We start from the raw sequence: 24,354 nt of genomic DNA on the forward strand, positions 1-24,354 counted from the left end.
AACACCCCCGCTGCGAGGCGGTTCGCGAACAAGGACTAGGCGTCCCCCTCGCTCCTACAGGTTCATCCCGCCTTTTATTTGCGCGTGGTCGGCGCTTTCGGCGGCTGCTTCATCTGCTGCAGCAGCGCCGCGCACTGGTTGTCGTCCTGCTTGCTCGGGGCGATCAGCGCCAGCAGCGCTGCCGCCGGGGCCACCGCCACGCCGAGAGCGACCATCCCTGCGCCACGCGCCGCCAGCGGCAGCACATGCACGCCAGCTTTCGGATTCTTGAAGGTACCCTGCACATAGAGCGGCGAACGCAGGGAGAAAATGCGCACACCCTTGCTCTGCGGCGTGATGTCCAGGTCGAGCTGCTCGGTGGCGAAGTTGGCCGTGCCATCCACCGTGATGATGGCGTTCTCGGTATCGAAGGCGAACACCCGCGGCTTGGCCAGGCCGTTGGCAATACCCACGTCGGCGGCGGCGCAATTGATCTTCACCTCGTCATCGCCGAACAGTTTGTTCACCACGTAGTTGCCCACGTTGAGCCCGGCGATCTCCATCAGGCTGCGGCTGATGCGGCCATCATTGATCAGCAGCTTCATCTCGCCATTGGCGCCGGCCAGGATGGTCGCCACCGAATTGCCGGTGCCGGCAATGGTCGCGTCGCCGTTGAGCTCGCCGAAGCTCGACTGCATCGGCGCGAAGCTGGGGAACAACTCCTTGAGCTTGAAGCTGCGCGCCTGCAACTGGACCTTGCTCTGCAGCGGCGTCTTGCCGCCGTCCAGGCGGATGTGCGAATCCAGCGTGCCGCCGGCCACGCCGAAGCGCAGCGGTTCCAGGCTCAGCAGGCCATCATTGAGCACCAGGTGGGTATAGAGGTCGCTGATCGGCAGCTTGTCGCCGTGCACGATGCGCTTGCCGGTGAACTCCACGTCGGCGTCCATGGCGCGCCAGCGGTCGGTGCGGAACTCTTCCACCGGCAGCACTTTGTCCGCCGGCTGGCGGGTGCTCTGGCCACGCGCCTGCTTTTCCTGATTGGAGTCTGCACCGATCAGCGGGCCGAGGTCGGCCATGCGCAACTGGTCCGAGCGCAACTTGCCGGACAGCTTGGGCCGCGGCTGGCGATTGACGAACACGAGGTCGCCATGCAGGTCGCTGTCGCCAACCTTGCCGTTGAAGTTCTCGTAGTGGAACTGCGCGCCGCCCGAGTCGTGCAGCTCGGCCTTGAGGCGGCCGTCGGTCTCGTAGGCCGGCGTATCGGGCAGGGTCACGCCGGTGAGCGGGAAGAGGTTGGCCATGCTGGTGCCGGCCAGTTGCAGGCGCAAATCCAGCGCGCCAAGGTTCAGCGGATCGGTCAGGGTGCCGACGATGCTCGCGCGGGTGCTCCCGGCGGATACGTCGGCCTGCACCGGGAACGGCTTGGCCGCATCCTGCAACGCCAGCACGCCACCGACCTTGCCCGCGCCCGCGAGCGGCAGGCCCTTGTACTGGCCCTTGAGCTTCCAGCCGAACACGTAGTCCTGGGTGGCCGCCTTGTCGCCACCGGCCAGCGCCTTGCCCGCCAACTGGCCGAAGGGCACCGGCTTGCCGAGCGGATCCACCAGCAGCTCGAGGCGAGTCTTCAGGCTCTGGTCATCGAGGGTGACGCTGCCCTTGTCGAAGCCGATCTCGCCGATGTCCAGCTTCCAGGAGGCTTGCTCGGGCATGGCGTTGGGGTCTTCTTCCTGCTTCGGCAGCTCGAAGGTCCAGGTGGCGCGGCCGTCGGCCAGGCGCAGCAGGTCGGCGCTGGGGCGGGTGAGGACGATCTGCGGGATGCGCACCGTCTGCCACAACAGCGGCAGCGGGGCGAGGCGGAACTCGACTTTTTCGAGGCTCGCGAAGTTCGGCGCGCGCGTCTTGCCCGCCGCCCAGTCCGGATTGCCCAGGGTAATGTCCTGCGCGCTGAAGTGCGGCCACGGCACGTAGGCGCGCCAGCCGCCCTCCGCAGGTTCCGTGCGCCAGAACACCTGCAGGTCGCCATTGATGGCGAAGGGGCGCCCCAGCTCGGCCGAGACCTTCTCGTTGATGGTCGGCTTCACCCGGTTCCAGTCGAAGGTGGCGATGAACACCACCAGCGCGGCTATCACCGCGATGAAACCGGTGAAGCTCCAGAGGCAGATTCGTTTCCCGCGCGTCATACCTGAACTCCCTGCTGGCCGCGTCGGTGGAAGCAGCGACGTCCCCACGCCGCTGCCGGTAATCATCGGCCGCCTGAGCATGCCGGGCCGGCATTCTCCCTTGGCCTGTTCACTTGGACCAGCATAGCGGTGCGTTGTATCCACCGATTTGCACGCAGAAAGTCCGATGCAGACGCCATGGCGAGAAAACTTAAACTTTCGCCGCCTCCGGCGACTCACACCCTTGTGACCCGATTTGAGCCGTGCGCCACCGCAGCGCCGGTTTGCCACAAGGAGATGACTGATGAACCAGGCACAACTGACCGACGTCCAGACCCTGCGCCAGCGGGCGCGCCAGAACATCGAGGACGGCGCGGTGACCGAGGGCTACCATGCCGATCGCAAGACCGTGCTGCGTCTGCTCAACGAGTCGCTGGCCACCGAGCTGGTCTGCTACCTGCGCTACAAACGCCACTACTTCATGGCCACGGGCCTGAAGGCGAGCGTCGCCGCGGCGGAATTCCTCGAGCATGCCACCCAGGAACTGCAACATGCCGACCTGCTGGCAGAGCGCATCATGCAACTGGGCGGCGAACCGGACTTCAACCCGGCCGGCCTGACCGAGCGCTCCCACGCCGAGTATGTGGCCGGCAAGAATCTGCGCGAGATGATCACCGAGAACCTGGTCGCCGAGCGCATCGCCGTCGACAGCTACCGCGAGATCGTGGTCTACCTGGGCGATGACGACCCGACCACGCGCCGCCTGTTCGAGGAGATCCTCGCCCAGGAAGAAGAACACGCCGACGACATGGCGGACCTGCTCCAGGACCTGAAATAACCCCCACCGCTGTCATCGATACCCGGCTCCGGCCGGGCATCGTGGGCGCGCTCGTCCCGCTGAGCGCAAAGCCCCGTTCCAGAGCCTTGCCCACAGATTTTTCCCTCAATATATCGATTAATCAGATACTAACAATCCCACCAATACCGCCAATCGAAGGCATTGATAGAAGTCAATTTTCAAAATCAACTCTATGATTTTAAACAATTTATCCAACAATCATCGGCATCGATAGCGACTATCTTCCAGCATCGTTTTCCAATCGATAATCCAGAACAGATACTGAGTCCGTGTCCAACGAACTCCCCCACTCTTTCTGGAGCCGCATCATGAAACGCACCCTCGTACTTGGCTTTGCCCTCTCCGTACTTGCTGCCAATGCCGCTTTCGCCGGCTCCCAGCAGGAATCCCCGGTCATCAACGCGAGCCAGACTCAGGTTCTGGTCCAGGACGGCGCAGAGCGCACCCTGGATCAACAACAGAAACAACTGGACGCCGCCAAGGCCCGTATCGCCGAGAACGGCTCCAGCCAGACCGTCGACCGCTTGCACAAGCAACTGGGTGTCGCTGAAAACGGTTCGAGCAAAACCATCGACCGTCTGCACAGTGAGATGAGCGTTGCAGAAAACGGTTCGAGCCAGTCGGTTGACCGCCTGCACCAGCAAATGAACGTCGCCGAGAACGGCTCCAGCCAGACCGTCGATCGCCTGCACAAGCAACTGGGCGTCGCTGAAAACGGTTCGAGCAAAACCATCGACCGTCTGCACAGCGAGATGAGCGTTGCAGAAAACGGTTCGAGCCAGTCGGTTGACCGCCTGCACCAGCAGATGAACGTCGCCGAGAACGGCTCCAGCCAGACGGTCGACCGCCTGCACAAGCAACTGGGCGTCGCTGAAAACGGTTCGAGCAAAACCATCGAGCGTCTGCACAGCGAAATGAACGTGGCCGAGAACGGCTCCGAGCACACCGTCGACCAGTTGCACAGCAACATGGTTGCCGAGTCGGGTGGCGACACCGTCTTCAACGCCCATCTGAAGGCATAAGTCTCCAGGCAGTACACCGCAAGGTGAGAGAAAAGCCCGGCCTCGCCGGGCTTTCTTATCGCCCCAGAGCCGCAACGGCACGCCATCGATACCAGGCCACCCGTGATTTGTAACGGCGTCTTGCCTGAAACCTCCTTTGAAACGCCTTAAGACACCGCCCTAGAGCGGTTTTCGTCGTTCCATCATTGGCGGCGATAGTTGAAATTAGCCGGCTAAATAATCGACATCACTGATGCTCTGTATCACCCAGCATCGTTTTTAAATCGATTTATCCGAAGGGAAAATAACCCCGTAGCCAAAACAAACCGCCCCCTTTTCGGAGCCACCCAACATGAAAACCAAGATCGCCCTCAGCCTTGCACTCACCTCCCTGATGACCGCCAGCGCCGTCTTCGCCGCCCCGGCCATCCTCAACAATGGCCCGCGCAGCACGCACCAACTCCAGCAGCAGAGCGCCCAGCCCCGCGTTGCGGACAATGGCTCCGAACGCACCATCGACCGCCTGCACAAGCAGATGGACGATGCCCGCGTTGCCGACAACGGCTCTGAACGCACCATCGACCGTCTGCACAAGCAAATGGACGATGCCCGCATCGCCGACAACGGTTCCGAACGCACCATCGACCGCCTGCACAAGCAAATGGAAGACGTCCGCGTTGCCGAGAACGGCTCCGAGCACACCATCGACAAGCTGCACAACAACATGGTCGCCGAGTCCGGTGGTGACACCGTATTCGATGCCCACCTGAAGCGTGTTTCCTGATCGGCGCGAAATACGCCGAACAGGCGAAAGAAAAGCCCGGCATCTGCCGGGCTTTCTCATTTCTGCGGTTTGTCTAGCGCGGTCAACTCTTGTTCTCGGCGCCATCCGGCTCGCCATCGGAGCGGCCGATGCTGGCCGGTGCCTCCACCACCAACTCCTCCGGCACTTCCTCAACGCGCGGGTCCAGCGCTGCAGCCATCGGGCTGACGGTGTCGGGCATGGCCACGTGATGCAATGGCGCCTCATCGACACGGTGCACACCGGTGACGCGCTTGGGCTGCACCCAGAAGATCAGGATCAGCGCATAGGCCGACACCAGCATGTAGAACATGCCCGGGCCGAAGTGGCGCATCATCGCGCCGGCGAACAGCGGGCCGATACAGGCGCCGACGCCGTAGGTGGTCAGCAGCATGGCCGAGAGTGCCACCCGGCGAGACTGTTCGACATGGTCGTTGCCCAATGCCACCGCCAGCGGATAGAGGGTGAACAGCAACATGCCAGTGACGAAACCATTGGCCAGCAGCAGCGCGTAGGGTAGTTCGATCAGGCCCCACATCGGCACCGCCGCCAGGCACAGCAGCAAGGCATTGGCGCGGATCAGCCAGCTGCGGTTGACCCTATCGGACAACCAGCCCAGCGGCCACTGCGCACAGAAGCCGGCGACGATGCACATGCCGACGAAGAGGCTCGCCTGCGAGGTGTCCAGACCGTTGCGCGCCGCATACACCGGCGCCAGGCCGTAGAAGGCGCCGACCATCAGGCCGGCGACGAAGATGGTGCCCAGCGATTGCGGCACGCGCTTCCAGAAGAAACCGATCTCCAGCGGCGCCGCCACCAGCTTGGCCGGGTGGACGCGGCGGGTCAGCGCCAGCGGGATCAGGCACGAGGAGAAGCAGATGGCGACCAGCAGCAGCGGCTTGTAATCCAGCGCCGGGCTCAGCGCCAGCAGGCCCTGGCCGACCACCAGGCCAGCGTCCACCGCCACCATGTAGCCGGCGAACACCTTGCCGCGCTGATGTCCTTCAGCCTGCTCGTTGAGCCAGCTCTCGATCACCATGTACTGGTTCATCATCACGGCGCCCATCACGAAGCGCAGCACGATCCACACCTCCAGCTGCGAGACCAGCGCGTGGATCAGCACGATCACCGTCGCCATGCCCGCGCAGGCCACGTAGGAACGGATGTGACCGAAGCCTGCGATCAGCTTGTGGCCGAACTTGCCGCCGCAGACCAGGCCGAAATAGTAGGCCGCCATCAGGCCGCCGACCCACAGGTCGCTGACACCCTCCTGGGTCAGGCGCAGGCCCATATAGGTGGTGAACAGGCCGGAGCCGGCGAGCATCAGCAGCGTGGCTGTGTAAAGCGCGGGAAAGGTGACGAGCGGGCTGAACATGGCGAGTCCGGCAGGCAAATGGGATGAAAGAGTGCGGCGACGAAAAAACCGTCCCGATATCGGACAGTGCTGGCGCGACAAAGATCACAGGTTTTACGAAGCCGCGCATTATGGTGCTGCAACACTCCGCCGGCTATCAGACCTCGTGCCTTCAGTTGCATGAAACCATACCGTCGCAGGATCGATCCTAAGCAGCATGTACCTGGAGAATCGCCACGCTGCTCCGGGATCTCAAGTCTTTCCTGCTCTAATGCCCCACCATCCTGCTGGTATGGCTCTTCGCCCTCGGCCTCGCCCGCGGCGTTATCTACCGCCTGCACACACGCTTATCCGACTTGCCGCTGGAGGACTTGGGTGCCATTCATTACGGCGGGGGATCGGCCGCCTGCTGTTCAACCTGGTGCCCCGGCTGGCGCCGTGCATGCTTTCTGAATCGATGCGCCACTGCTGCGACATCATGACCGCCGATCAGAAAGCAACTTGTTGAAATTTATTGGAAATAATCAGGTCGTAGGGTGCGTGCAGTTTTCAGGAGAACACCAACGTGAACCACGCAACCCGCAGCCTGCGAAAGACCCTCGACGCCGTCGCCAGCAACAACGAGGCCACGGCCCTGGAGGTCATGCGGGCGGCCGAACAGGTCCAGGACGACCTGCTCCGGCAGAGACTGCTCAAGGCCATCCACCATCTCAATCAGGACGCCGCCGAGTTGCGCGCCCTGCGTGAAGAAGTCGCCTCGCCGCATTCCCGCCGCGCCTGATCCGGATCAGGCGCGGGCCGGAACGGTGGGTCGACGATGGACCCAGATGCGCTTGAGCACCGTGGCGAACTGCGCCGACAAGCGGCCGCTGTTGTAGGTCTGGCCGTAGCGCGCAGCGATCTCTCGAACCTCCCGCGATAGTGCCGCATAACGCCGCGCGGGCAGGTCCGGATAGAGGTGGTGCTCGATCTGGTGGCTGAGGTTGCCGGTCATGATGTGGAAGATCGGCCCGCCTTCCAGGTTGCTCGACCCGCGCAGCTGGCGCAGATACCAGTGGCCGCGCGTCTCGTCCTGCAGTACCTCGGGCGGGAACACCGCGGCCTTCTCGGTGAAGTGGCCGCAGAAGATCACCGTGAAGGTCCACAGGTTGCGCATCAGGTTGGCGATGACGTTGCCCAGCAGCACCGCGCCGAAGGCGCCGGTGATCAGGCCGAGCAGCGGGAACACGATGTAGTCCTTGACCCACTGGCGCCCGACCTTGGCGTTGAACTGGCGCAGCAGCGGGCGCAGTTCTTCCTTCCCCATCCGCCCCTTCACGTACTTGTCCAGGCGCAGGTGCTGAACCGCCACGGCGTACTGGAACAGCAGCGCCTGGAGCGTCACCCACAGCGGCTGCCAGCGGTAGAACGGCTTCCACTTCTGCTCCGGGAACAGCCGCACCACGCCGTAGCCCACGTCGTCATCCATGCCCAGCACGTTGGTGTAGGTGTGGTGCACATGGTTGTGCGTGTGCCGCCAGAAGTCCGAAGGACCGACGATGTCCCACTCGTAGCGCTGCCCGGAAAGCTCCGGGTCGTTCATCCAGTCGTACTGGCCATGCATGACGTTATGGCCCAGCTCCATGTTCTCCAGGATCTTGCCCAGCCCGAGCAGCAAAGTGCCCAGCAGCCAGGTCGGCGGGAACCAGCCGGCCATCAGCAGCGCGCGGCCGCTCCAGCAGCAGAAGCGCACCGCCGCGCGAATGCGGCGGATGTAGCGGGCGTCTTTTGCCCCCAGGTCGTGCAGGGTGCGCTGGCGCAGGGCGTCCAGTTCGGCACCGAAGGCCGCCAGCTCGGCGGCGGTCAGATCGCGGTCTTCACGCATGGCGATGGCTTCCGGAATATTCAGAGATCGACAGTCAGGTCGCCCTGGGGCGCGCTGACACAGATGCGGATGGGCTGACCCGGTTCGCTGAACAGCTCGCCGCTACGCAGATCGCGCACGCAGCCGCTGACCAGGGTGCAGGTGCAACTCGTGCAAACGCCCTGGCGGCAACCGTGTACCGGGCGCAGACCGTTGGCTTCGGCCTGTTCCAGCAGGCTGCGGCGGCTGTCACCCGCCACCTCCAGCGCGCTACGGGCAAAGCGCAGGCTCACGGACTGCGCCGGCGCGCGCTCATCCCAGCTCGGCGGGCTGAAGCTTTCCACCTGCAGGCTGCGGCTGCTGGCACCTAACGCCAGGCGCACGCTCTCGACGAAACCACCGGGGCCGCAGGCCAGCACGTGGCGCCCGTCCAGGCCACAGACGTGCTCCGGCTGAAAGCGCCCGGACAATTCGCCTGCCAGCGCCGTATCGCCGCTCAGCGACCAGCGCAACTCCAGGTTCGGATACTGCCGCGCCAAGGCGTCCAGGCCAGCCACGAAGGCTTTCTGCCCGCGCTCGCGGACGTAATGCAGCAGCGTCACCGGCCCGTTGTAGCCGCGCGCCAAGGCCTCGCGCAGCAAACCGAGCAGCGGCGTCAGCCCGCTCCCGGCAGCCAGCAGCAGCACGCCCTGGTCATCGAGCGGCCAGCTCAGGTCGCCGTCCGGTTGGCCCAGCTCCAGCACATCGCCCACGCACAGCTGCTGCACCAGCAGGGAAGACACCCGCCCGCCCGGCTGCCGCTTCACGGCAATCTCCAGGCAGCCGTCATCGGCGATGCGCGTCAGGCTATAGCTGCGGCTGTGGCGCACGCCGTCGTGCTCGACGAACAACTGCAGGTGCTGCCCGGGGCGCGCACCGCGCCAATGGGCGTTGGGGCGCAGGCGCAGCTCCAGCATGTCATCCGCCACCCATTGCCGCGCCTCGACCCGTGCATACACGCGTTGCAATGACCAGCCGCGATTGAGCACCCGCAGCCACGCATCGACATCCGCCTCGCGCAGCCACTGGTTGCGCACCAGCGAACACAGCGGAGCGAGCAGCGGCTGGATCAGGCTCAGAGTGGAAAAGGGCAGCAGCGACATTGGGCGTGACCGAACAGTAAACATGTGTTCACTTAAAATCTCATGGGTAGGAGTTTTCAGTCAACATCTGTTCACTATTGCCATCAGGAACTTCCCAAACGCCGAGCGGCTTTTGCTAGAGTGCCTGCGCCTTTGTCATGGATCGCCGTATGTCCACTCCCCGCGCCGAACAGAAACAACAGACCCGCCTGGCCCTGATGGATGCCGCGCGGAGCCTGATGGACAGCGGCCGCGGCTTCGGCACCCTGAGCCTGCGCGAAGTGGCGAAGACGGCGGGCATCGTCCCGGCGGGCTTCTACCGGCACTTCACCGACATGGACCAACTCGGCCTTGCGCTGGTGGCGGACGTCGACGAAACCTTCCGCGAAACCCTGCGCGTGGTGCGCCGCAACGAGTTCGAGCTGGGCGGCGTGATCGAGGCATCGGTGCGCATCTTCCTCGATGCCGTCACCGCCAACCGCACCCAGTTCCTCTTCCTCGCCCGCGAGCAGTACGGCGGCTCGCACCCGATCCGCCAGGCCGTCGGTGCCCTGCGCCAGCGCATCACCGACGACCTGGCCGCTGACCTGGCGCTACTCAACAAGCTGCCGCACCTGGGCGGCCAGGACATCGACGTGATCGCCGATCTGGTCGTCAAGACGGTGTTCGCCACCCTGCCCGAACTGATCGACCCGCCGGCGGACAGCCTGCCGACGCACCTCTCGCCCCAGGCGAAGATCACCCAGCAGTTGCGCTTCATCATGATCGGCGCCAAGCACTGGACCGGGATCGGTTCGCGGCCCTAACGAAAATCCTCTAGGCGCCCCCTCGCTCCTGCAAAGAGCCCATTGCCCCGACATGGTGCGCACCGTTTTCGTGCGCACCATCCTTGCCCACGCGTACCATTCCTGATCGCTCGGACAACCCCGCCAGGCCGCGCCAGCACTGACCGCCGCCTGCACTGGCAAGCCCCTTGCTGTAGCACCGCCATTGCTACTGCCGGACACTGCCATGCTGGTCATCCACCAACGAATCGAACCCCGCGAACACTGGGACGCCGAACTACGCCTGAACTATGAGGCGCGCAGCAAAAGCCGCCTGCGCTGCTTCAGCGCCGGGGGTGAAGACGTCGGGCTGTTCCTCGAACGCGGCCAGTCACCGCTGGCCGATGGCGAATTCCTGCTGGCCAAGGACGGCCGCGTGGTGCGCGTCTGCGCCGCGCCGGAGAAGCTGCTCCACGTCACCTGCGCCAACGCCCGCGAGCTGAACCGCGCGGCTTATCACCTGGGCAATCGCCACGTTACCCTGCAGGTCGGTGAAGGTTGGCTACGCCTGCTCGACGACTACGTACTCAAGGCCATGCTCGACCAGCTCGGCGCCACGGTGGAGGCCATCGAAGCGCCCTTCCAGCCGGAACACGGTGCCTACGGCGGCGGGCATCATCATTCGCATCAGGGCGAAGAAGAATTCAACTACGCGCCGAAGCTGCATCAGTTCGGAGTGCGCCGGTGACCCCCCTCTGGGCACTGCTGCGCCTGGCCAGCCCGCAGTTGCCCATCGGCGGCTACAGCTACTCGCAAGGGCTGGAAAGCGCCATCGACCAAGGCCAGGTCAAGGATGCCGACAGCGCACGCACCTGGCTGACCGATCAACTGCACCTGAACCTCGCGCGCTTCGAAGGCCCGCTGCTGGCCGAGCTGCTGCGTGCCGCCCAAGCCGGTGATTGGGACGCCCTGCGCGACGCCGCAGAGCGCCACCGCGCCAGCCGCGAAACGCGCGAGCTGGGTCTGGAGAACCGGCAGATGGGCTTCTCCCTCGGCCAGTTGCTCGAAGCCCTGCCCGAGCTGGACGCGCCCGCTCGCCAGTGCCTCGCCGAGCAGGCCGCTCCCTCCTTCGCCGCCGCCTGGGCGCTGGCCGCCCGCGCCTGGGAGCTTTCCCCGGAACAGGCCCTCGGCGCCTGGCTGTGGAGCTGGCTGGAGAACCAGCTGGCGGTACTGATGAAAACCCTGCCGCTGGGCCAATTGGCCGCGCAGAAGCTCACGTCGCAATTGCTACCCGAGCTCGACGTCGCCTGCCAGGCCGCGCTGGAAAACGATCCCCATGGCGGCGCGCCCTTCGGTCTCGCGCTGGCCTGCATGACTCACGAAACCCAATACAGCCGTCTGTTCCGCTCCTAGGAGAACTGCCATGAACTCTCAACCTCTTCGCGTCGGCATCGGCGGCCCGGTGGGCTCCGGCAAGACCGCCCTGACCCTGGCGCTGTGCCGCGCCTTGCGCCAGCGCTACAACATCGCCGTGGTCACCAATGACATCTACACCCAGGAAGACGCGCAGTTCCTGGTACGCAACGAGGCGCTGGAGCCGGAGCGGATCATCGGCGTGGAAACCGGCGGCTGCCCCCACACGGCAATCCGCGAGGATGCCTCGATCAACCTGGAGGCGGTGGACCAGCTCAACCGCCGCTTCCCCGGCCTCGACCTGATCCTGGTGGAGTCCGGCGGCGACAACCTCTCGGCTACCTTCAGCCCTGAGCTGTCGGACCTGACCCTTTACGTGATCGACGTCTCCGCCGGCGACAAGATCCCGCGCAAGGGCGGACCGGGCATCTGCAAGTCCGACCTGCTGGTGATCAACAAGATCGACCTCGCCCCGCTGGTGGGCGCCTCGCTGGAAGTGATGGACCAGGACGCCTCGCGCATGCGCGGCGACAAGCCCTTCGTCTTCAGCAACCAGAAGACCGGCCAGGGCCTGGCCGAGATCATCACCTTCATCGAGCGCCAGGGACTGCTGACTGCAGCCTGAACAGCCCCACAGACCAAGGAATGACCATGACCCTGCGTAAAGCCCTCTACAGCCTGGCGCTGTTCCTCACCCCGGCAGTGGCCTTCGCTCATCCGGGCCACGGCGACCACGGCCTGATCGCCGGCATCGCCCACCCCATCACCGGCCTCGACCACCTGCTGGCGATGCTCGCCGTCGGCCTCTGGGCCGCCCAGCAACAGGGCGCCGCACGCCTGGCGCTGCCCTGCACCTTCGTCGGCACCATGCTGATCGGCGGGCTGCTGGGCTTCGAGGGGCTGGGGATTCCGTTCATGGAGACCGGCATCTCCGCTTCGGTATTGGCGCTGGGCCTGTGCGTGGCGCTGGCGGTGCGTCCGCCGCTGGCGGTGGCGATGGGCGTCACTGCGCTGTTCGCTCTCGCCCACGGCGTGGCACACGGGCTGGAACTGCCGGACCTGAGCAGTCCGTGGCTGTACGCCGGCGGTTTCGTTGCCGCAACGGCTGCGCTGCATGGGGCAGGTTACGGTCTGGTTCGCGTGTTGCCTCAGGCGGCGGCGCCGCTGGTGCGCTTCGCCGGGCTGGCTTCGGCGGGTGCAGGTGCCTGGTTGCTCGCAGGCTGACGCCTTATCTGTAGGGTCAACAGCACCTCACCCCAGCCCTCTCCCGGAGGGAGAGGGACGGTCTGGAGCAGATCGAAACCACGCCATCAGCCGGGACGAACGGCCCCTCTGGGGGAGGGCTGGGGTGAGGGTAACCCCCCGCACAAAAATCACCCCTTGCGATGCACCGAGAAGCCCGCCCAGGCCTGGCTCACCGGCATGATTTCCAGGGTGTTGATGTTGATGTGCGGCGGCTGGTTCAGGATCCAGTGGATGGTCTCGGCGATGTCTGCGGACTGGATCGGCTCGGCGCCGGCATAGGTCTTGTCGTACTTCGCCTGATCACCGCCGAAGCGCACCAGGGAGAACTCGCTCTCGCACATGCCCGGCTCGAGGTTGGTGACACGCACGCCGGTGCCCTGCAGGTCGCAACGCAGGTTCAGCGAGAACTGCTCGACGAAGGCTTTGGTCGCGCCATACACGTGGCCGCCCGGATAGGGCCAGTGACCAGCAACCGAGCCCAGATTGAGGATGCTCGCGCCCGGACCATGGGCGATCAGACGCGGCAGCAGCAGGCGGGTGGCGTACATCAGGCCCTTGATGTTGGTGTCGACCATGGTGTCCCAGTCGTCCAGCTCGCACTCCTGCGCCGGGTCGGCCCCCAGGGCGAGGCCGGCGTTGTTGATCAGGCCACGCAGCTTGGCGAACCTCTCCGGCAGGCGGTCCACCGCTGCGGTCATGGCCGCGCGATCACGCACGTCGAGCACCAGCGGCAGCACCTCGGTCTCGGCGGAAAGCTCCTGGGCCAGCGCATTGAGGCGCTCCTCGCGGCGACCGGTGATCACCAGCGACCAGCCGTCACGGGCGAAACGCCGGGCACAGGCTTCGCCGAAGCCGGAGGTGGCGCCGGTAATGAACAGAGTGGGAGTGGTCATCACAGATATCCTCTTGCAGGGCACTGCCGTCGCCGATGCATGCCGGGGAGTCGTGCGGTGCGCGTTCTTGTCGGTCGGCCGAGCATAACAGCCCGAACTCGCCGCGTTGCGTTACAGCGGTGCTGGATAAAACCCGAACAGCCGCGTGAAAGGTCCATGGCTGTGGGCCTGCCGAGAGTTGCGCCCATCTTGTCCACAGGCTGCTCCACGGTTTCTGTGGGCAAGCGGAAGAGCGCATTCCCCCTGGACGATTTTCAAGCGCTTCAGCACAGGCCGCGTCGCCGCTGCGCTGGAGCCGTTCTTCCCAAGGTTATCCACAAGTCTTTCAACGGCTGACGGGGACAACTATCGGAACTGCGGAACTTTTCCACGAAGTGGTAACTGTCCATCCATACAGGGGTTGCAGGGCAATCGAACAGAAAACGAGCGGTACTGCCGGAGCCCGTTGTCACGCGGCCTCGCAAGGTTCTCCCAGATGTTATCCACAGCGCCGCCCACAGAATTTCGGGACAACTTCACTGCAGGAGCAGGCGCGCCGCGACCAGGTCTTCCAGTGCATAACCCACGGACTTGAACAGAGTGATCTCGCTATCGTCCTTGCGCGCGCCGCGACCGTTCAGGAGGTCGGCCAACTGACAGTCGATAGCGCGCTCGTCGATCACGCCTTCGCCCAGGGGAATCAGCAGATCGCCCGCCTCTGCCAGTGAACCTTCGCGGGTGTCGACGACGATGCGCGCACGGCGCACGGCTTCGCTGTCGGTCTCGCGCATGGACGGCAGGAAGGCTCCGACCAGATCGAGGTGGCAACCCGAGCGCAGCCAGGCGCCGTGGACGATGGGCTCGCGGGAAGTGGTGACGCAACTGATGCAGTCCGCCGCTGCCACGCCACCGCGCAGATCGGCACTGGCGTGGACGGGATAGCCTTCGTCCTGCAACTGCTTCACCAGCGCTTGCACCTTGTCTTCCTGGCGCCCCCAGAGGGCGATGTCCTCGTACTCGCGCACCGAGCAGTGGGCGCGGACCATATGCGGCGCCAGGGTGCCGCTGCCAACGATCAGCAACCGCCGTGCGTCGCGGCGTACCAGGTAATCGGCGGCCAACGCGGAGGTGCAGGCGGTGCGCCGGGCGGTCATTTCCGAAGCTTCGAGCATCGCCAGCGGATGGCCGGTCTGTCCGTCGAACAGGCAGAACAAGGCGGCCACCGCCGGCAGGTTCTTCGCGCCGTTATCGGGGAATACGGTGACCAGCTTCACGCCGATGTCCTGCCCCGGCCGCCACACCGGCATGGTCAGCAACGAGGCGTTGCCGGGCAGTTCATGACAGCCGCGCACCGGGGCTTCGCAGGCTCCGGCGAGGCCGATGCGCAGGGCTTCGATCAACTGGGGATAACTCAGTCGTTCGGCGACGTCGGCGTTGGTGAGGAAGCGGAGGTCTTGCATGGAAACCCCTCTTCGGGAAAGCGGTGAAGGAATCGTAGGAGCGGACTCCGTCCGCTCCTACGAAAGGCGAAGGCGTCAGTGCCCGCCCAGATACGCGTTGCGAACCTCCTGGTTACCCAGCAGTTCCGCCCCTGTGCCGCTCAGGCGGATCTCGCCGTTGACCATCACGTAGCCGCGGTCGGACAGCTTCAGCGCGTGGTTGGCGTTCTGCTCCACGAGGAACAGTGTCATCCCGCTCTGCGCCAGTTCGCGCAAGGTCTGGAAGATCTGCTTGACCACGATGGGCGCCAGGCCCAGGGACGGTTCGTCGAGCAACAGCAGCTTGGGCCGGCTCATCAGCGCGCGGGCGATGGCGAGCATCTGCTGCTCGCCGCCGGACATGGTCATGGCGCGCTGGTTGCGCCGCTCCTTCAGGCGCGGGAAGAGGTCGAACATGCGCTGCATGTCGTCCTGGGCGTGGTCCATGCCGATGGGGATGGTGCCCATCAGCAGGTTCTCCTCCACGGTCATGTCGGGGAACACCCGGCGCCCTTCCGGCGACTGCGCGATGCCGTTGGAGGCCACGTAGTGCGCGGACTTCTGGCGGATGTCCTGGCCCTTGTAGAGGATCGCGCCGCCCGCCGCGCGCGGCTGGCCGAAGATCGACATCAGCAGCGTCGACTTGCCCGCGCCGTTGGCGCCGATCAGCGCCACGGTCTCTCCTTCGTTGACGGTCAGCGAGACTTTCTTCAGCGCCTGGATCGGCCCGTAGAACACATCGACCTCACGGAATTCCAACATCGGCGCCGTCATGCCAGCTCCTCTTCGTCTGCGCCGAGATAGGCGGCGATGACCTTGTCGTTGTGGCGAATCTCCTCCGGGCCGCCACGGGCGATGACCACGCCGTGGTCGAGCACGATGATATGGTCGGAGATGTTCATCACCATGCCCATGTCGTGCTCGATCAGCAGCACGGTGATGCCGTGGTGGTCGCGCAGGTAGCGCACGATGCGCGCCAGGGCCTGGGTTTCGGCCGGGTTGAGGCCGGCGGCCGGTTCGTCCAGGCAGATCAACTCGGGCCGGGTGCACATGGCGCGGGCAATCTCCAGGCGACGCTGCTGCCCGTAGGACATCTCGCCGGCCAGGCGGTTGGCGCAGTCCACCAGGTCCACCACTTCCAGCCAGTAGAAGGCGTGGTCCAGCGCTTCGCTTTCCGCGCGGCGGTAGCCGGGGGTGTTGAGCACGCCGGCGATGAGGTTGCGGTTGACGAACATGTGCTGGGCCACCAGCAGGTTCTCCACCACCGACATCTCGCGGAACAGCCGGATGTTCTGGAAGGTCCGCGCGAGCCCCGCGCGGTTCACCAGGTGGGTGCCGCCGAACATCTTGTAGTAGAGGCGGTTGCCGAACTGCGCCGGGTTGACGAAGTCGCCGCCCTGGAACGGCTGGCCGAGCACCTTGATGACGTCGGTGGTGCCGCCCTGGGTGTTGAGCAGGATGTTGCCGCCGGTGGCCTTGTAGAAGCCGGTGAGACAGTTGAACACCGTGGTCTTGCCGGCGCCGTTGGGGCCGATCAGCGCGGTGATGGAGCCGCGCTCCACGTCGAGGTTGACGTCGTTGAGCGCCTTGATGCCACCGAAGTGCATCATCAGGTGCTCGACGCTGAGGATCTTGTCGCCGCTCATGGCGCCACCCCCTTGCGTACGGCGAAGCCCGAGCGGCTGATGCGGATCAGCCCGCGCGGGCGCCAGATCATCATCAGCACCATAAGGATGCCGAACAGCAACACGCGGTAGTCAGCGAAGCTGCGCAGCAGTTCTGGCGCGACGGTGAGGACGAAGGCGGCGATCACCACGCCCACCGTCGACCCCATGCCGCCCAGCACCACGATGGCGAGGATCAGCGCCGACTCGAAGAAGGTGAAGGACGACGGGTTGACGAAGCCCTGGTAGCTGGCGAAGAACACGCCCGCCAACCCTGCGGTGGAGGCACCCAGCATGAACGCCGAGAGCTTCACCAGCACGTGGTTCAGGCCCATGGCGCGGCAGGCGATCTCGTCCTCGCGCAGCGCTTCCCAGGCACGGCCCACCGGCATGCGGGTCAGCCGGTGCTTGATGTAGAGCACCAGCATGACGACCAGGAACAGCACGATGTAGATGAACAGGAACTTGAAGTTCTGGTTGTAATCGATGCCGAGGAACTCGTGGATCGGCGTGCCGCCGTCCTTCGCCCGGCGGCCGAATTCGAGGCCGAAGAAGGTCGGCGCCGGCACCGGCATGCCGTTCGGGCCACCAGTGAACGACAACCAGTTGTTGAGGATCAGGCGAATGATCTCGCCGAAGCCCAGGGTCACGATGGCCAGGTAGTCACCGTGCATTCGCAGTACCGGGAAGCCCAGCAGCGCCCCCGCCAGCGCGGCAACGATGGCAGCCAGCGGCAGCACCGTCCAGAAGCCCAGGCCCAGGTACTGGTAGCCCAGCGCCAGGCCGTAGGCGCCGATGGCGTAGAAGGCCACGTAGCCGAGGTCGAGCAGGCCGGCGAGGCCGACCACGATGTTCAGGCCCAGGCCCAGCAACACGTAGATCAACCCGAGGATGATCACCGTGAGCAGGTACTTGCTGGCGAAGAACGGGAAGATCACTGCGGCCACGATGACGATCGGGACTATCCAGCGCAGGCGCGTCTTGTAGCCCGGCGGCAGTACGCTGATGCCCGAGTCGGAGCTCTCGAAGCGGTCCATGATGCGCAGGCCGGCGGGCGTCTGCAGGAACAGGCTGAGCAGCAGGCGACCGAGCATCACCGCGCCGATCATCCAGGCCAGGCGAACCGGTTCGACCTTGAAGCTGTAGCCATCGAGCACGATGCCGACGATGGGGCCGAACACGATCAGGGCGATCAGCCCGGCGAGAACGGTGTCGACAAGGCTCTTCCTGATATCGATGCGCGCCGGCTTCGGCGCGGCTGAGGTCTGGGTTGCGGACATCATGCTTACACCTTCGATACCTGGGGACGACCCAGGAGCCCTTGCGGTCGGAAGATCAGGATGGTCACCAGCAGGCCGAAGGCGAACACATCCTTGAAGTCGGTGTTCACCATGCCGGAGAACTGCGCCTCGGCCACGCCCAGGATCAGGCCGCCAAGCATGGCGCCGGGCAGCGAGCCGATGCCGCCGAGCACCGCGGCGGTGAACGCCTTGATGCCGATGATGAAGCCGGCGTAGAAGTCGAAGGTGCCGTAGTTCATGGTGATCAGCACGCCGGCCAGCGCGGCCATGGCGGCGCCGATGATGAACACGTAGGAGATCACCCGGTCGGTGTTGATCCCCAGGATCGAGGCCATCTTGCGGTCCTGCTGGGTGGCGCGGCACATGCGCCCGAGCTTGGTGTACTGGATCACGTAAGTCAGCACGCCCATGCCGACGAAGGCGGCGATGAGGATGAACACCTTGGTGTAGGTCAGCTGCACGAAGCCTTCGCCGATATGGAACTTGAAGGCGCCGTCGAGCAGGGTCGGCACGCCTTGCTGGCGCGGGCCCTGGGCCAGCTGCACGTAGTTCTGCAGGATCAGCGACATGCCGATGGCGGAGATCAGCGGCGCCAGGCGCGTGGAGTTGCGCAGCGGCTTGTAGGCGATGCGCTCGATCACCCAGCCGTACACGCCGGTGACGAAGATGGTGAAGACCAGGGTGCCCAGGATCAGCAGCGGGAACGACTGCAGGCCGAAGAAGGCCAGCAGGGCCAGGGCCACTGCCGAGAGATAGGCGGAGATCATGTAGACCTCGCCGTGGGCGAAGTTGATCATGCCGATGATGCCGTAAACCATCGTGTAGCCGATGGCGATCAGCCCGTAGACCGACCCCAGGGTCAGCCCGTTGATCATTTGCTGAAGGAAGATACCGTCCACGATTGGGTACTCGCGCAAGCAGGGCAGGAAAGGCTGACGGCTCGCGCAATCACCGGCTCGTGACCAGCTGCGCGCGTACCGCCGACCTGCGGGGAAGCCGGCGCCGCGGGTAGCGGCGCCGGCCGGGTCAGGCGGTTACTTCTTGAACGCGTCGAGCTGGTGGTACTTGCCCTTGTCGTCCCACTCGTAGACCACGTAGTCGGAGACTTTCAGGTCGCCTTTCTTGTCCCACTCCTTCTTGCCCATCACGGTCTGCACCGGATTAGCCTTCAGCCAGGCGCTGGCCTTGGCCGGGTCGGTCTTGCCCGCGCCATTGAAGGCGGCGGCCAGGGCCTGTACCGAAGAGTAGGCATAGAGGGTGTAGCCTTCGGGCTCGAAGCCGTTGGCGCGGAATTTCTCCACCACGGCCTTGCCGTCCGGAATCAGGCGCGGGTCGGCGCCGAAGGTCATCAGCACACCCTTGACGTATTGCGGGCCGCCAGCGGTGGTGACCAGTTCGTCGGTGACGATACCGTCGTCGGACATGAACTTGGCAGTCAGGCCCTGCTCGCGCATCTGACGAACCAGCGGGCCGGCTTCCGGGTGCAGGCCGCCGAAATAGACGACCTCTGCGCCCGAGGCGCGGATCTTGGTGACCAGGGCGTTGAAGTCCTTCTCGCCGCGGGTCAGGCCTTCATAAAGCACTTCCTTCACGCCGCGCTTGTTCAGCTGGGCACGGGTAGCGTCCGCCAGGCCCTGGCCGTAGGTGTCCTTGTCGTGGATCACCGCGACTTTCTTGGCCTTGAGCACGTCAACGATGTAGTCGCCGGCGACCACGCCCTGCTGGTCGTCACGGCCGCACATGCGGAACATGCCGGAAAGACCGCGCTCGGTGACCTGCGGGTTGGTGGAACCAGGGGTGATGGCGATGATGCCGGCCTCGTCGTAGACCTCCGAGGCGGGGATGGTGGAGGAGGAGCAGAAGTGGCCGACCACGGCGACTGCCTTGTCCTGGTCCACCAGGCGGTTGGCCACGGCCACGGCCTGTTTCGGCTCGCAGGCGTCGTCCGCCTTCACCAGCTTGATCTTCTCGCCATTGATACCGCCGGCGGCGTTGATGTCTTCCGCGGCCTGGCTAGCCCCACGCCAGTACTGCTCCCCGAACGAGGCGTTGGCCCCGGTGTGCGGTCCTGCGACCCCGATAACGACATCGGCCTGTACTACGGAAGACATGCCCAGCGCGGTGGTGACCGCCAGAGCCAGAAAACCTTTTCTGTAAATCTTCTGCGACATGGAGTTTTGCTCCTGAGGGTTTTTGTAATGGCGCGTTGTATTTCTTGTTGGCGATTTCTCGTGCAGCGATTCAGCGACTTAGCGATCAATCAACAGCAAGCGGCGTGCCATTCGTTTTTGTTATTAACCAAGTCCTACAGCGAAAACAGCTCGAGCTGGCAGATATCAAGCCCTAGACACGTGCAACCCATTGAAAGCATAAGGTGCAACCCGGAAGCCGAAAGGGTGCAACCAGCCTTCCCGTGAGCTGTCTTTTTCCAGCCACCACAGGCGCAACCCCAACCGTAACCATCGCTGTCACCGAACTGCACATCCGCGGTGCAGACCCGTCGGGGTAACGCACCATAAGAGGCTAGACCAAAGTGCAGCGAGCGTTGGCGGGCAACCCCGGAGGCGGCTTGCGCCGCCTTCGCGGCAGGCTCAGATCACCACCCGCAGGCATTGCCCGGCGTGGTAAAGAGAGAAGCCGGCCTCGTACAGACAGCTGCGCAGGCCCACGGCGGAGATTTCCTCCATCGGCCGCAGCGGCATCGGCAAGGCGCTGGCATCCCCGTCCAGCAGGAAGTCGGCGAAGGCCTTGCCCACCACCGTGCCGGTGGTGACGCCGCGGCCGTTGTAGCCGCTCATGGCGACCAGCCCCGGCGCCGGCTCGAACAGGCGCATGAGGTGGTCGGGGGTGAAGTCGATGCAGCCGGTCCAGGTGAACTCCCAGTCCACCTTGCCCAGCCTGGGGAAGTAATGCTGCTGGATGCGGTCCGCCCAGCTCTTCAGGAACCACGCCGGCTTGCCGGTACCCTTGCCGAGGCTACCAAGCAGCAGACGGCCATCGGCGTCGCGGCGGATGCTGCTGAGCACCTGGCGGGTATCCCAGGAGCCCTGCCCGCCCGGCAGGATGCGCGCGGCTTCCGCGCCCTCCAGCGGACGCGAGGCAACCTGGTAGTAGTAACCGGGGAAGAAGGTGCGGCGCAGTTCTGTCCACTCACCTTCGGTGTAGGCGCTGGAGGCGATCACCACCTGCTCGGCGGTGACCACGCCCCCGGCAGTGATCACGTTCCACGCGTTACCGACGCGCACCAGGCCAACCACCGGGGAATGGTGGTACAGCTCACCGCCCAGCCCAACGACCGCACGGGCGAGGCCGCTGACGTAGGCCATGGGGTTGAGCGTACCGGCGCGGCGATCGAGCAGCGCGCCGGCGATCTTGTCGGTGCCGCAGGCCTGTTCGCATTCGCTGCCGGTGAGCAGTTCCACCGGAGCGCCACGGCGCCCCCACTGCTCGCAGCGGCTACGCAGGTCGGCCAGGCCACGGGCGTTGTGCGCCATATGCAGGGTGCCTTCGCGGCGCGCCTGGCAATCGATGCCGTACTTGTCGATCAAAGAGAACACCAGCGAGGGCGCGTTGCCGAGCATGCGGTTGACTCGCTGGCCGACCTCCGCCCCCATGCCCGCTTCGATTTCGTCCGGGGGAATCCACAGGCCGGCGTTGACCAGCCCGACGTTGCGCCCCGAGCCGCCATGCCCGGTGGTGTGGGCTTCCAGCACACAGACCGTCTGGTCGCGCTCCAGCAGATGCAGCGCGGCGGAGAGGCCGGTGAAGCCCGCGCCGATGACACACACGTCGACCTTGCGATCCCCGCGCAGCTCCGGAGCTTCCGGGCGGTCGGGGGTCAGGTATTCCCACAGACATTCTTGGCGAAGCGACATCCAGCGATCCTTATCGGTGAATCTTGTGAATGGCAGGCGAAGCGTGGTGCAGCGCCGGCCCTCTGACGGGGCCGGCGCGTTGGTCATCAATCGAAGACTATGCCCTGGGCCAACGGCAGTTCCCGCGAGTAGTTCACGGTGTTGGTCTGCCGGCGCATATAGCCCTTCCAGGCGTCGGAGCCGGACTCGCGGCCGCCGCCGGTTTCCTTCTCGCCACCGAAGGCGCCGCCGATCTCCGCGCCGCTGGGGCCGATGTTGACGTTGGCGATGCCGCAGTCGCTGCCCACCGCCGAGATGAAGGCTTCCGCCTCGCGCAGGTCGGTGGTGAAGATGCAGGACGACAGCCCCTGGGGCACGCCGTTGTTCAGCGCCACTGCATCGTTGAAGTCCTTGTAGGGCACCACGTAGAGGATCGGCGCGAAGGTCTCGCTGCGCACCACATCGCTCTGCTCGGGCATCTCGACGATGGCCGGCGCCACGTAATAGGCGTTGGGGAATTTATCGGCCAGTTGGCGCTCGCCGCCGAACACCACGCCGCCCTCGCCGCGGGCCTGCTCCAGCGCGCCCTGCATGGCCAGGAAGCTGCGCTCGTCGATCAGCGGGCCGACCAGGTTGCCTTCCAGCGGATGGCCGATGCGCACCTTGGAGTAGGCCGTCTTCAGGCGGCTGACGAATTCGTCCTTCACCGACTCGTGGGCGATCAGCCGACGCAGCGTGGTGCAGCGCTGCCCGGCCGTGCCGACGGCGCTGAACAGCACGGCGCGCACGGCCATGTCGAGGTCGGCGCTGGGCGCCAGGATCATCGCGTTGTTGCCGCCCAGTTCGAGAATGCTGCGGCCGAAGCGAGCCGCTACGCGCGGGCCGACTTCGCTACCCATGCGGGTACTGCCGGTGGCGCTGATCAGAGCGGCGCGCACGTCGTCCACCAGGGCTTCACCGGCGCTGCGATCGCCGATCACCACCTGGCTCAGATACTCCGGCGCATCACCGAACTTCTTCAGCGCGCGCTCGAACAGCGCCTGGCAGGCCAACGCGGTGAGCGGGGTTTTCTCCGACGGCTTCCACACCACCGAGTTGCCGCACACCAGCGCCAGCGCGGTATTCCACGACCACACGGCGACCGGGAAGTTGAAGGCGCTGATGACCCCGACCACGCCCAGCGGATGCCAGGTTTCGCGCATGTGGTGGCCCGGGCGTTCGGAGGCGATGGTCAGGCCGTAGAGCTGGCGCGACAGGCCGACGGCGAAGTCGCAGATGTCGATCATTTCCTGCACTTCGCCCAGGCCTTCCTGGGTGATCTTGCCGGCCTCCCAGGACACCAGTTCGCCCAAGGCGGCCTTGCTTGCCCGCAACTCCTCGCCGAACAGCCGCACCAGTTCGCCGCGACGAGGCGCCGGCACCTTGCGCCAGGCGTCGAAAGCATGGGCGGCGCGGCCGATCTTCTGCTCCACCTCGGCGGCGCTTTGCAGGCGCACCGCGCCCAGGCGGCTGCCGTCGATGGGAGAGTGGATGACCTGATCGCCACCGGTAACCAGGCGGGCGTCGACGCCGAGGGATTCGAGCAGTGCGGAAATCATGCGGACTCCAGTTCTTTTCAGATGACCTGACGGAATGCCAGCAGTAATAAACGGCTTGCCGAGGCACAACAAACGACGTTTCCTATGCACATCATTCCGTAAATTCATGAACTGCCCGCCATGCTGAGCAAACGCCATCTGCCGTCCATGACCGCCCTGCAATGCTTCGAAGCGGTGGCTCGGCACCTGAGTTTCACCCGTGCTTCCGAAGAGCTGAACCTGACCCAGAGCGCGGTCAGCAAGCAGGTGGCTCAGTTGGAAGAGATGCTCCAGCACCTGCTGTTCCGTCGCGTGCGACGCCGCCTGCAATTAACCCCGGCGGGAGACCTGTACCTGGTGGAAGTGCGCAAGATCCTCACCCAGGTGGAGATGTCCACCCACTACCTGCTCTCCTATGGCGGCGAGACTGAAGTACTGCGCGTGGCCACACCACCGACCTTCGGCGCACGCTGGCTGATCCCGCGGCTGAACGGTTGGCGTCATCGCCACCCGAACATCCACCTCGACCTGCGCCAGGAGCTGGAGCCCGGGGACCTGCTGCAATCGCGCTGCGACATAGCCTTCTTCTTCGGCGCCGGCACCCTGCCCGGCGCGGAGTGCATGGCGCTGTTCGGCGAAGAGATGGTGCCGGTGTGCTCACCAACGATCCTGCCGGCACAGCCGCTGAGCGAGCCGACGCAATTGGCCGACCTTGTCCTGCTGCAGAACGCCACGCGCCAGGAGGCCTGGCACGAGTGGTTCCTCAGCCTCGGCCAGCACAGCGAGCACAGCTACCACGGGCCGCGCTTCGACACGTTCTACATGTGCATCCGCGCCGCCCAGGCCGGTTGCGGCGTGGCGCTGCTGCCGCGCTTCCTGGTGGAAGAGGAACTGAGCGAGGGCAAGCTGGTGATCGCCTGGGAGCACGGGCTGCAAAGTCGCAGCGGGTATTACCTGGCGTACCCCGAACATGCAGCGGCGGTGCCCAAGATCAGGGCGTTCGTGGAGTGGATTGGGGAGCGGATGGAGGGGTGAGGGGGCCGCAAGGCTCAGGACTGTCCGGAGCCG

Annotated in this window: 24 protein-coding genes; 11 read left to right on the forward strand and 13 right to left on the reverse strand. The window is 65.1% G+C overall.

All coding sequences use genetic code 11. The annotated features are described in order from the left end of the window. Positions 1 to 74 precede the first annotated feature (74 nt). Positions 75 to 2,159 (reverse strand): AsmA family protein, encoded by a 2,085-nt coding sequence (locus tag GJV37_RS22790; RefSeq protein WP_170858897.1) that lies wholly within the window; start codon positions 2,157 to 2,159, stop codon positions 75 to 77. Between the two features lie 283 nt (positions 2,160 to 2,442). Between GJV37_RS22790 and GJV37_RS22795 the strand changes: the two genes are divergently transcribed. The 3 genes from GJV37_RS22795 to GJV37_RS22805 all read left to right on the forward strand — a co-directional run bounded on the left by GJV37_RS22795 (position 2,443) and on the right by GJV37_RS22805 (position 4,782). Then, the gene (locus GJV37_RS22795; protein WP_024766344.1) at positions 2,443 to 2,976 is read left to right on the forward strand and encodes a ferritin-like domain-containing protein; all 534 of its coding nucleotides are present in this window, start codon (positions 2,443 to 2,445) and stop codon (positions 2,974 to 2,976) included. Between the two features lie 329 nt (positions 2,977 to 3,305). Beyond that, positions 3,306 to 4,019, forward strand: a complete 714-nt coding sequence (locus GJV37_RS29885) for a hypothetical protein (protein WP_170858896.1) — start codon at positions 3,306 to 3,308, stop codon at positions 4,017 to 4,019. A 331-nt stretch (positions 4,020 to 4,350) separates the two neighbouring features. Continuing rightward, positions 4,351 to 4,782 carry a phage infection protein gene (locus GJV37_RS22805; RefSeq protein WP_170858895.1) on the forward strand — a complete coding sequence of 144 codons (432 nt, stop codon included), beginning with the start codon at positions 4,351 to 4,353 and terminating at the stop codon, positions 4,780 to 4,782. 82 nt (positions 4,783 to 4,864) lie between these two features. Here GJV37_RS22805 and GJV37_RS22810 read toward each other — a convergent pair whose 3' ends face one another. After that, positions 4,865 to 6,175 (reverse strand): MFS transporter, encoded by a 1,311-nt coding sequence (locus GJV37_RS22810; RefSeq protein ID WP_024765978.1) that lies wholly within the window; start codon positions 6,173 to 6,175, stop codon positions 4,865 to 4,867. 266 nt (positions 6,176 to 6,441) lie between these two features. Between GJV37_RS22810 and GJV37_RS29890 the strand changes: the two genes are divergently transcribed. After that, a complete protein-coding gene (locus GJV37_RS29890; RefSeq protein ID WP_425326843.1) occupies positions 6,442 to 6,636 on the forward strand; it encodes a hypothetical protein in 195 nt (64 codons plus the stop codon). Positions 6,637 to 6,719: 83 nt separating this feature from the next. Next, complete coding sequence (locus GJV37_RS22815; protein WP_084358604.1) at positions 6,720 to 6,935, forward strand: hypothetical protein; 216 nt, start codon at positions 6,720 to 6,722, stop codon at positions 6,933 to 6,935. Positions 6,936 to 6,941: 6 nt separating this feature from the next. Here the strand turns inward: GJV37_RS22815 and GJV37_RS22820 are convergent, their stop codons facing one another. Together GJV37_RS22820 and GJV37_RS22825 are read right to left on the reverse strand one after the other, a co-directional pair. Further along, on the reverse strand, positions 6,942 to 8,018 hold the full coding sequence (locus GJV37_RS22820) for a fatty acid desaturase family protein (RefSeq protein ID WP_024765980.1): 1,077 nt from the start codon (positions 8,016 to 8,018) through the stop codon (positions 6,942 to 6,944). Between the two features lie 20 nt (positions 8,019 to 8,038). Beyond that, positions 8,039 to 9,139, reverse strand: a complete 1,101-nt coding sequence (locus GJV37_RS22825; RefSeq protein ID WP_024765981.1) for a ferredoxin reductase — start codon at positions 9,137 to 9,139, stop codon at positions 8,039 to 8,041. 149 nt (positions 9,140 to 9,288) lie between these two features. Between GJV37_RS22825 and GJV37_RS22830 the strand changes: the two genes are divergently transcribed. The 5 genes from GJV37_RS22830 to GJV37_RS22850 all read left to right on the forward strand — a co-directional run bounded on the left by GJV37_RS22830 (position 9,289) and on the right by GJV37_RS22850 (position 12,519). Beyond that, positions 9,289 to 9,924 carry a TetR family transcriptional regulator gene (locus GJV37_RS22830; protein ID WP_037011999.1) on the forward strand — a complete coding sequence of 212 codons (636 nt, stop codon included), beginning with the start codon at positions 9,289 to 9,291 and terminating at the stop codon, positions 9,922 to 9,924. Positions 9,925 to 10,129: 205 nt separating this feature from the next. Continuing rightward, a complete protein-coding gene (gene ureE, locus GJV37_RS22835; RefSeq protein WP_170858894.1) occupies positions 10,130 to 10,630 on the forward strand; it encodes an urease accessory protein UreE in 501 nt (166 codons plus the stop codon). Next, complete coding sequence (locus tag GJV37_RS22840; protein WP_037012002.1) at positions 10,627 to 11,295, forward strand: urease accessory protein UreF; 669 nt, start codon at positions 10,627 to 10,629, stop codon at positions 11,293 to 11,295. The genes ureE and GJV37_RS22840 overlap by 4 nt, the downstream gene beginning before the upstream one ends. Before the next feature lie 10 nt (positions 11,296 to 11,305). After that, the gene (ureG, locus tag GJV37_RS22845) at positions 11,306 to 11,920 is read left to right on the forward strand and encodes an urease accessory protein UreG (RefSeq protein WP_037012004.1); all 615 of its coding nucleotides are present in this window, start codon (positions 11,306 to 11,308) and stop codon (positions 11,918 to 11,920) included. Positions 11,921 to 11,946: 26 nt separating this feature from the next. Continuing rightward, entirely contained in the window at positions 11,947 to 12,519 is a 573-nt protein-coding gene (locus tag GJV37_RS22850) for a HupE/UreJ family protein (protein ID WP_084358607.1), read from the forward strand. Between the two features lie 149 nt (positions 12,520 to 12,668). On the opposite strand, the gene GJV37_RS22855 is transcribed toward GJV37_RS22850, so the two are convergent. The 9 genes from GJV37_RS22855 to amaB form a co-directional block, all read right to left on the reverse strand. Then, complete coding sequence (locus GJV37_RS22855) at positions 12,669 to 13,433, reverse strand: SDR family oxidoreductase (protein WP_084358608.1); 765 nt, start codon at positions 13,431 to 13,433, stop codon at positions 12,669 to 12,671. Positions 13,434 to 13,948: 515 nt separating this feature from the next. Continuing rightward, complete coding sequence (lhpI, locus tag GJV37_RS22860; protein WP_024765987.1) at positions 13,949 to 14,872, reverse strand: bifunctional Delta(1)-pyrroline-2-carboxylate/Delta(1)-piperideine-2-carboxylate reductase; 924 nt, start codon at positions 14,870 to 14,872, stop codon at positions 13,949 to 13,951. Between the two features lie 75 nt (positions 14,873 to 14,947). Further along, positions 14,948 to 15,664 (reverse strand): ABC transporter ATP-binding protein, encoded by a 717-nt coding sequence (locus GJV37_RS22865; protein WP_037012012.1) that lies wholly within the window; start codon positions 15,662 to 15,664, stop codon positions 14,948 to 14,950. Continuing rightward, on the reverse strand, positions 15,661 to 16,536 hold the full coding sequence (locus tag GJV37_RS22870; protein ID WP_024765989.1) for an ABC transporter ATP-binding protein: 876 nt from the start codon (positions 16,534 to 16,536) through the stop codon (positions 15,661 to 15,663). The genes GJV37_RS22865 and GJV37_RS22870 overlap by 4 nt, the downstream gene beginning before the upstream one ends. Further along, the gene (gene livM, locus GJV37_RS22875; RefSeq protein ID WP_024765990.1) at positions 16,533 to 17,834 is read right to left on the reverse strand and encodes a high-affinity branched-chain amino acid ABC transporter permease LivM; all 1,302 of its coding nucleotides are present in this window, start codon (positions 17,832 to 17,834) and stop codon (positions 16,533 to 16,535) included. Before livM ends, GJV37_RS22870 begins: the two co-directional genes overlap by 4 nt. Positions 17,835 to 17,839: 5 nt before the next feature. Beyond that, positions 17,840 to 18,754 carry an ABC transporter permease subunit gene (locus tag GJV37_RS22880; RefSeq protein WP_024765991.1) on the reverse strand — a complete coding sequence of 305 codons (915 nt, stop codon included), beginning with the start codon at positions 18,752 to 18,754 and terminating at the stop codon, positions 17,840 to 17,842. Between the two features lie 135 nt (positions 18,755 to 18,889). Next, positions 18,890 to 20,026 (reverse strand): branched-chain amino acid ABC transporter substrate-binding protein, encoded by a 1,137-nt coding sequence (locus tag GJV37_RS22885; RefSeq protein WP_024765992.1) that lies wholly within the window; start codon positions 20,024 to 20,026, stop codon positions 18,890 to 18,892. Between the two features lie 420 nt (positions 20,027 to 20,446). After that, positions 20,447 to 21,730 carry an L-pipecolate oxidase gene (gene amaA, locus GJV37_RS22890; protein ID WP_024765993.1) on the reverse strand — a complete coding sequence of 428 codons (1,284 nt, stop codon included), beginning with the start codon at positions 21,728 to 21,730 and terminating at the stop codon, positions 20,447 to 20,449. An 86-nt stretch (positions 21,731 to 21,816) separates the two neighbouring features. Beyond that, positions 21,817 to 23,307: an L-piperidine-6-carboxylate dehydrogenase gene (gene amaB / locus GJV37_RS22895; protein WP_276511409.1), complete on the reverse strand. Its 1,491-nt coding sequence runs from the start codon at positions 23,305 to 23,307 to the stop codon at positions 21,817 to 21,819. A 120-nt stretch (positions 23,308 to 23,427) separates the two neighbouring features. Between amaB and GJV37_RS22900 the strand changes: the two genes are divergently transcribed. Then, entirely contained in the window at positions 23,428 to 24,321 is an 894-nt protein-coding gene (locus GJV37_RS22900; RefSeq protein WP_024765995.1) for a LysR family transcriptional regulator, read from the forward strand. Positions 24,322 to 24,354: the final 33 nt, after the last annotated feature.

The sequence above is a fragment of the Pseudomonas nitroreducens genome, assembly GCF_010994165.1.
GTDB lineage: Bacteria > Pseudomonadota > Gammaproteobacteria > Pseudomonadales > Pseudomonadaceae > Pseudomonas > Pseudomonas nitroreducens.

What these genes read in the sequence shown, in the direction of transcription:
- GJV37_RS22790 (WP_170858897.1), bottom strand. Translation starts at nt 2,159, where the DNA reads ATGACGCGCGGGAAACGAATCTGCCTCTGGAGCTTCACCGGTTTCATC.
- GJV37_RS22795 (WP_024766344.1), top strand. Translation starts at nt 2,443, where the DNA reads ATGAACCAGGCACAACTGACCGACGTCCAGACCCTGCGCCAGCGGGCG.
- GJV37_RS29885 (WP_170858896.1), top strand. Translation starts at nt 3,306, where the DNA reads ATGAAACGCACCCTCGTACTTGGCTTTGCCCTCTCCGTACTTGCTGCC.
- GJV37_RS22805 (WP_170858895.1), top strand. Translation starts at nt 4,351, where the DNA reads ATGAAAACCAAGATCGCCCTCAGCCTTGCACTCACCTCCCTGATGACC.
- GJV37_RS22810 (WP_024765978.1), bottom strand. Translation starts at nt 6,175, where the DNA reads ATGTTCAGCCCGCTCGTCACCTTTCCCGCGCTTTACACAGCCACGCTG.
- GJV37_RS22820 (WP_024765980.1), bottom strand. Translation starts at nt 8,018, where the DNA reads ATGCGTGAAGACCGCGATCTGACCGCCGCCGAGCTGGCGGCCTTCGGT.
- GJV37_RS22825 (WP_024765981.1), bottom strand. Translation starts at nt 9,139, where the DNA reads ATGTCGCTGCTGCCCTTTTCCACTCTGAGCCTGATCCAGCCGCTGCTC.
- GJV37_RS22830 (WP_037011999.1), top strand. Translation starts at nt 9,289, where the DNA reads ATGTCCACTCCCCGCGCCGAACAGAAACAACAGACCCGCCTGGCCCTG.
- ureE (WP_170858894.1), top strand. Translation starts at nt 10,130, where the DNA reads ATGCTGGTCATCCACCAACGAATCGAACCCCGCGAACACTGGGACGCC.
- ureG (WP_037012004.1), top strand. Translation starts at nt 11,306, where the DNA reads ATGAACTCTCAACCTCTTCGCGTCGGCATCGGCGGCCCGGTGGGCTCC.
- GJV37_RS22850 (WP_084358607.1), top strand. Translation starts at nt 11,947, where the DNA reads ATGACCCTGCGTAAAGCCCTCTACAGCCTGGCGCTGTTCCTCACCCCG.
- GJV37_RS22855 (WP_084358608.1), bottom strand. Translation starts at nt 13,433, where the DNA reads ATGACCACTCCCACTCTGTTCATTACCGGCGCCACCTCCGGCTTCGGC.
- lhpI (WP_024765987.1), bottom strand. Translation starts at nt 14,872, where the DNA reads ATGCAAGACCTCCGCTTCCTCACCAACGCCGACGTCGCCGAACGACTG.
- GJV37_RS22865 (WP_037012012.1), bottom strand. Translation starts at nt 15,664, where the DNA reads ATGACGGCGCCGATGTTGGAATTCCGTGAGGTCGATGTGTTCTACGGG.
- GJV37_RS22870 (WP_024765989.1), bottom strand. Translation starts at nt 16,536, where the DNA reads ATGAGCGGCGACAAGATCCTCAGCGTCGAGCACCTGATGATGCACTTC.
- livM (WP_024765990.1), bottom strand. Translation starts at nt 17,834, where the DNA reads ATGTCCGCAACCCAGACCTCAGCCGCGCCGAAGCCGGCGCGCATCGAT.
- GJV37_RS22885 (WP_024765992.1), bottom strand. Translation starts at nt 20,026, where the DNA reads ATGTCGCAGAAGATTTACAGAAAAGGTTTTCTGGCTCTGGCGGTCACC.
- amaA (WP_024765993.1), bottom strand. Translation starts at nt 21,730, where the DNA reads ATGTCGCTTCGCCAAGAATGTCTGTGGGAATACCTGACCCCCGACCGC.
- amaB (WP_276511409.1), bottom strand. Translation starts at nt 23,307, where the DNA reads ATGATTTCCGCACTGCTCGAATCCCTCGGCGTCGACGCCCGCCTGGTT.
- GJV37_RS22900 (WP_024765995.1), top strand. Translation starts at nt 23,428, where the DNA reads ATGCTGAGCAAACGCCATCTGCCGTCCATGACCGCCCTGCAATGCTTC.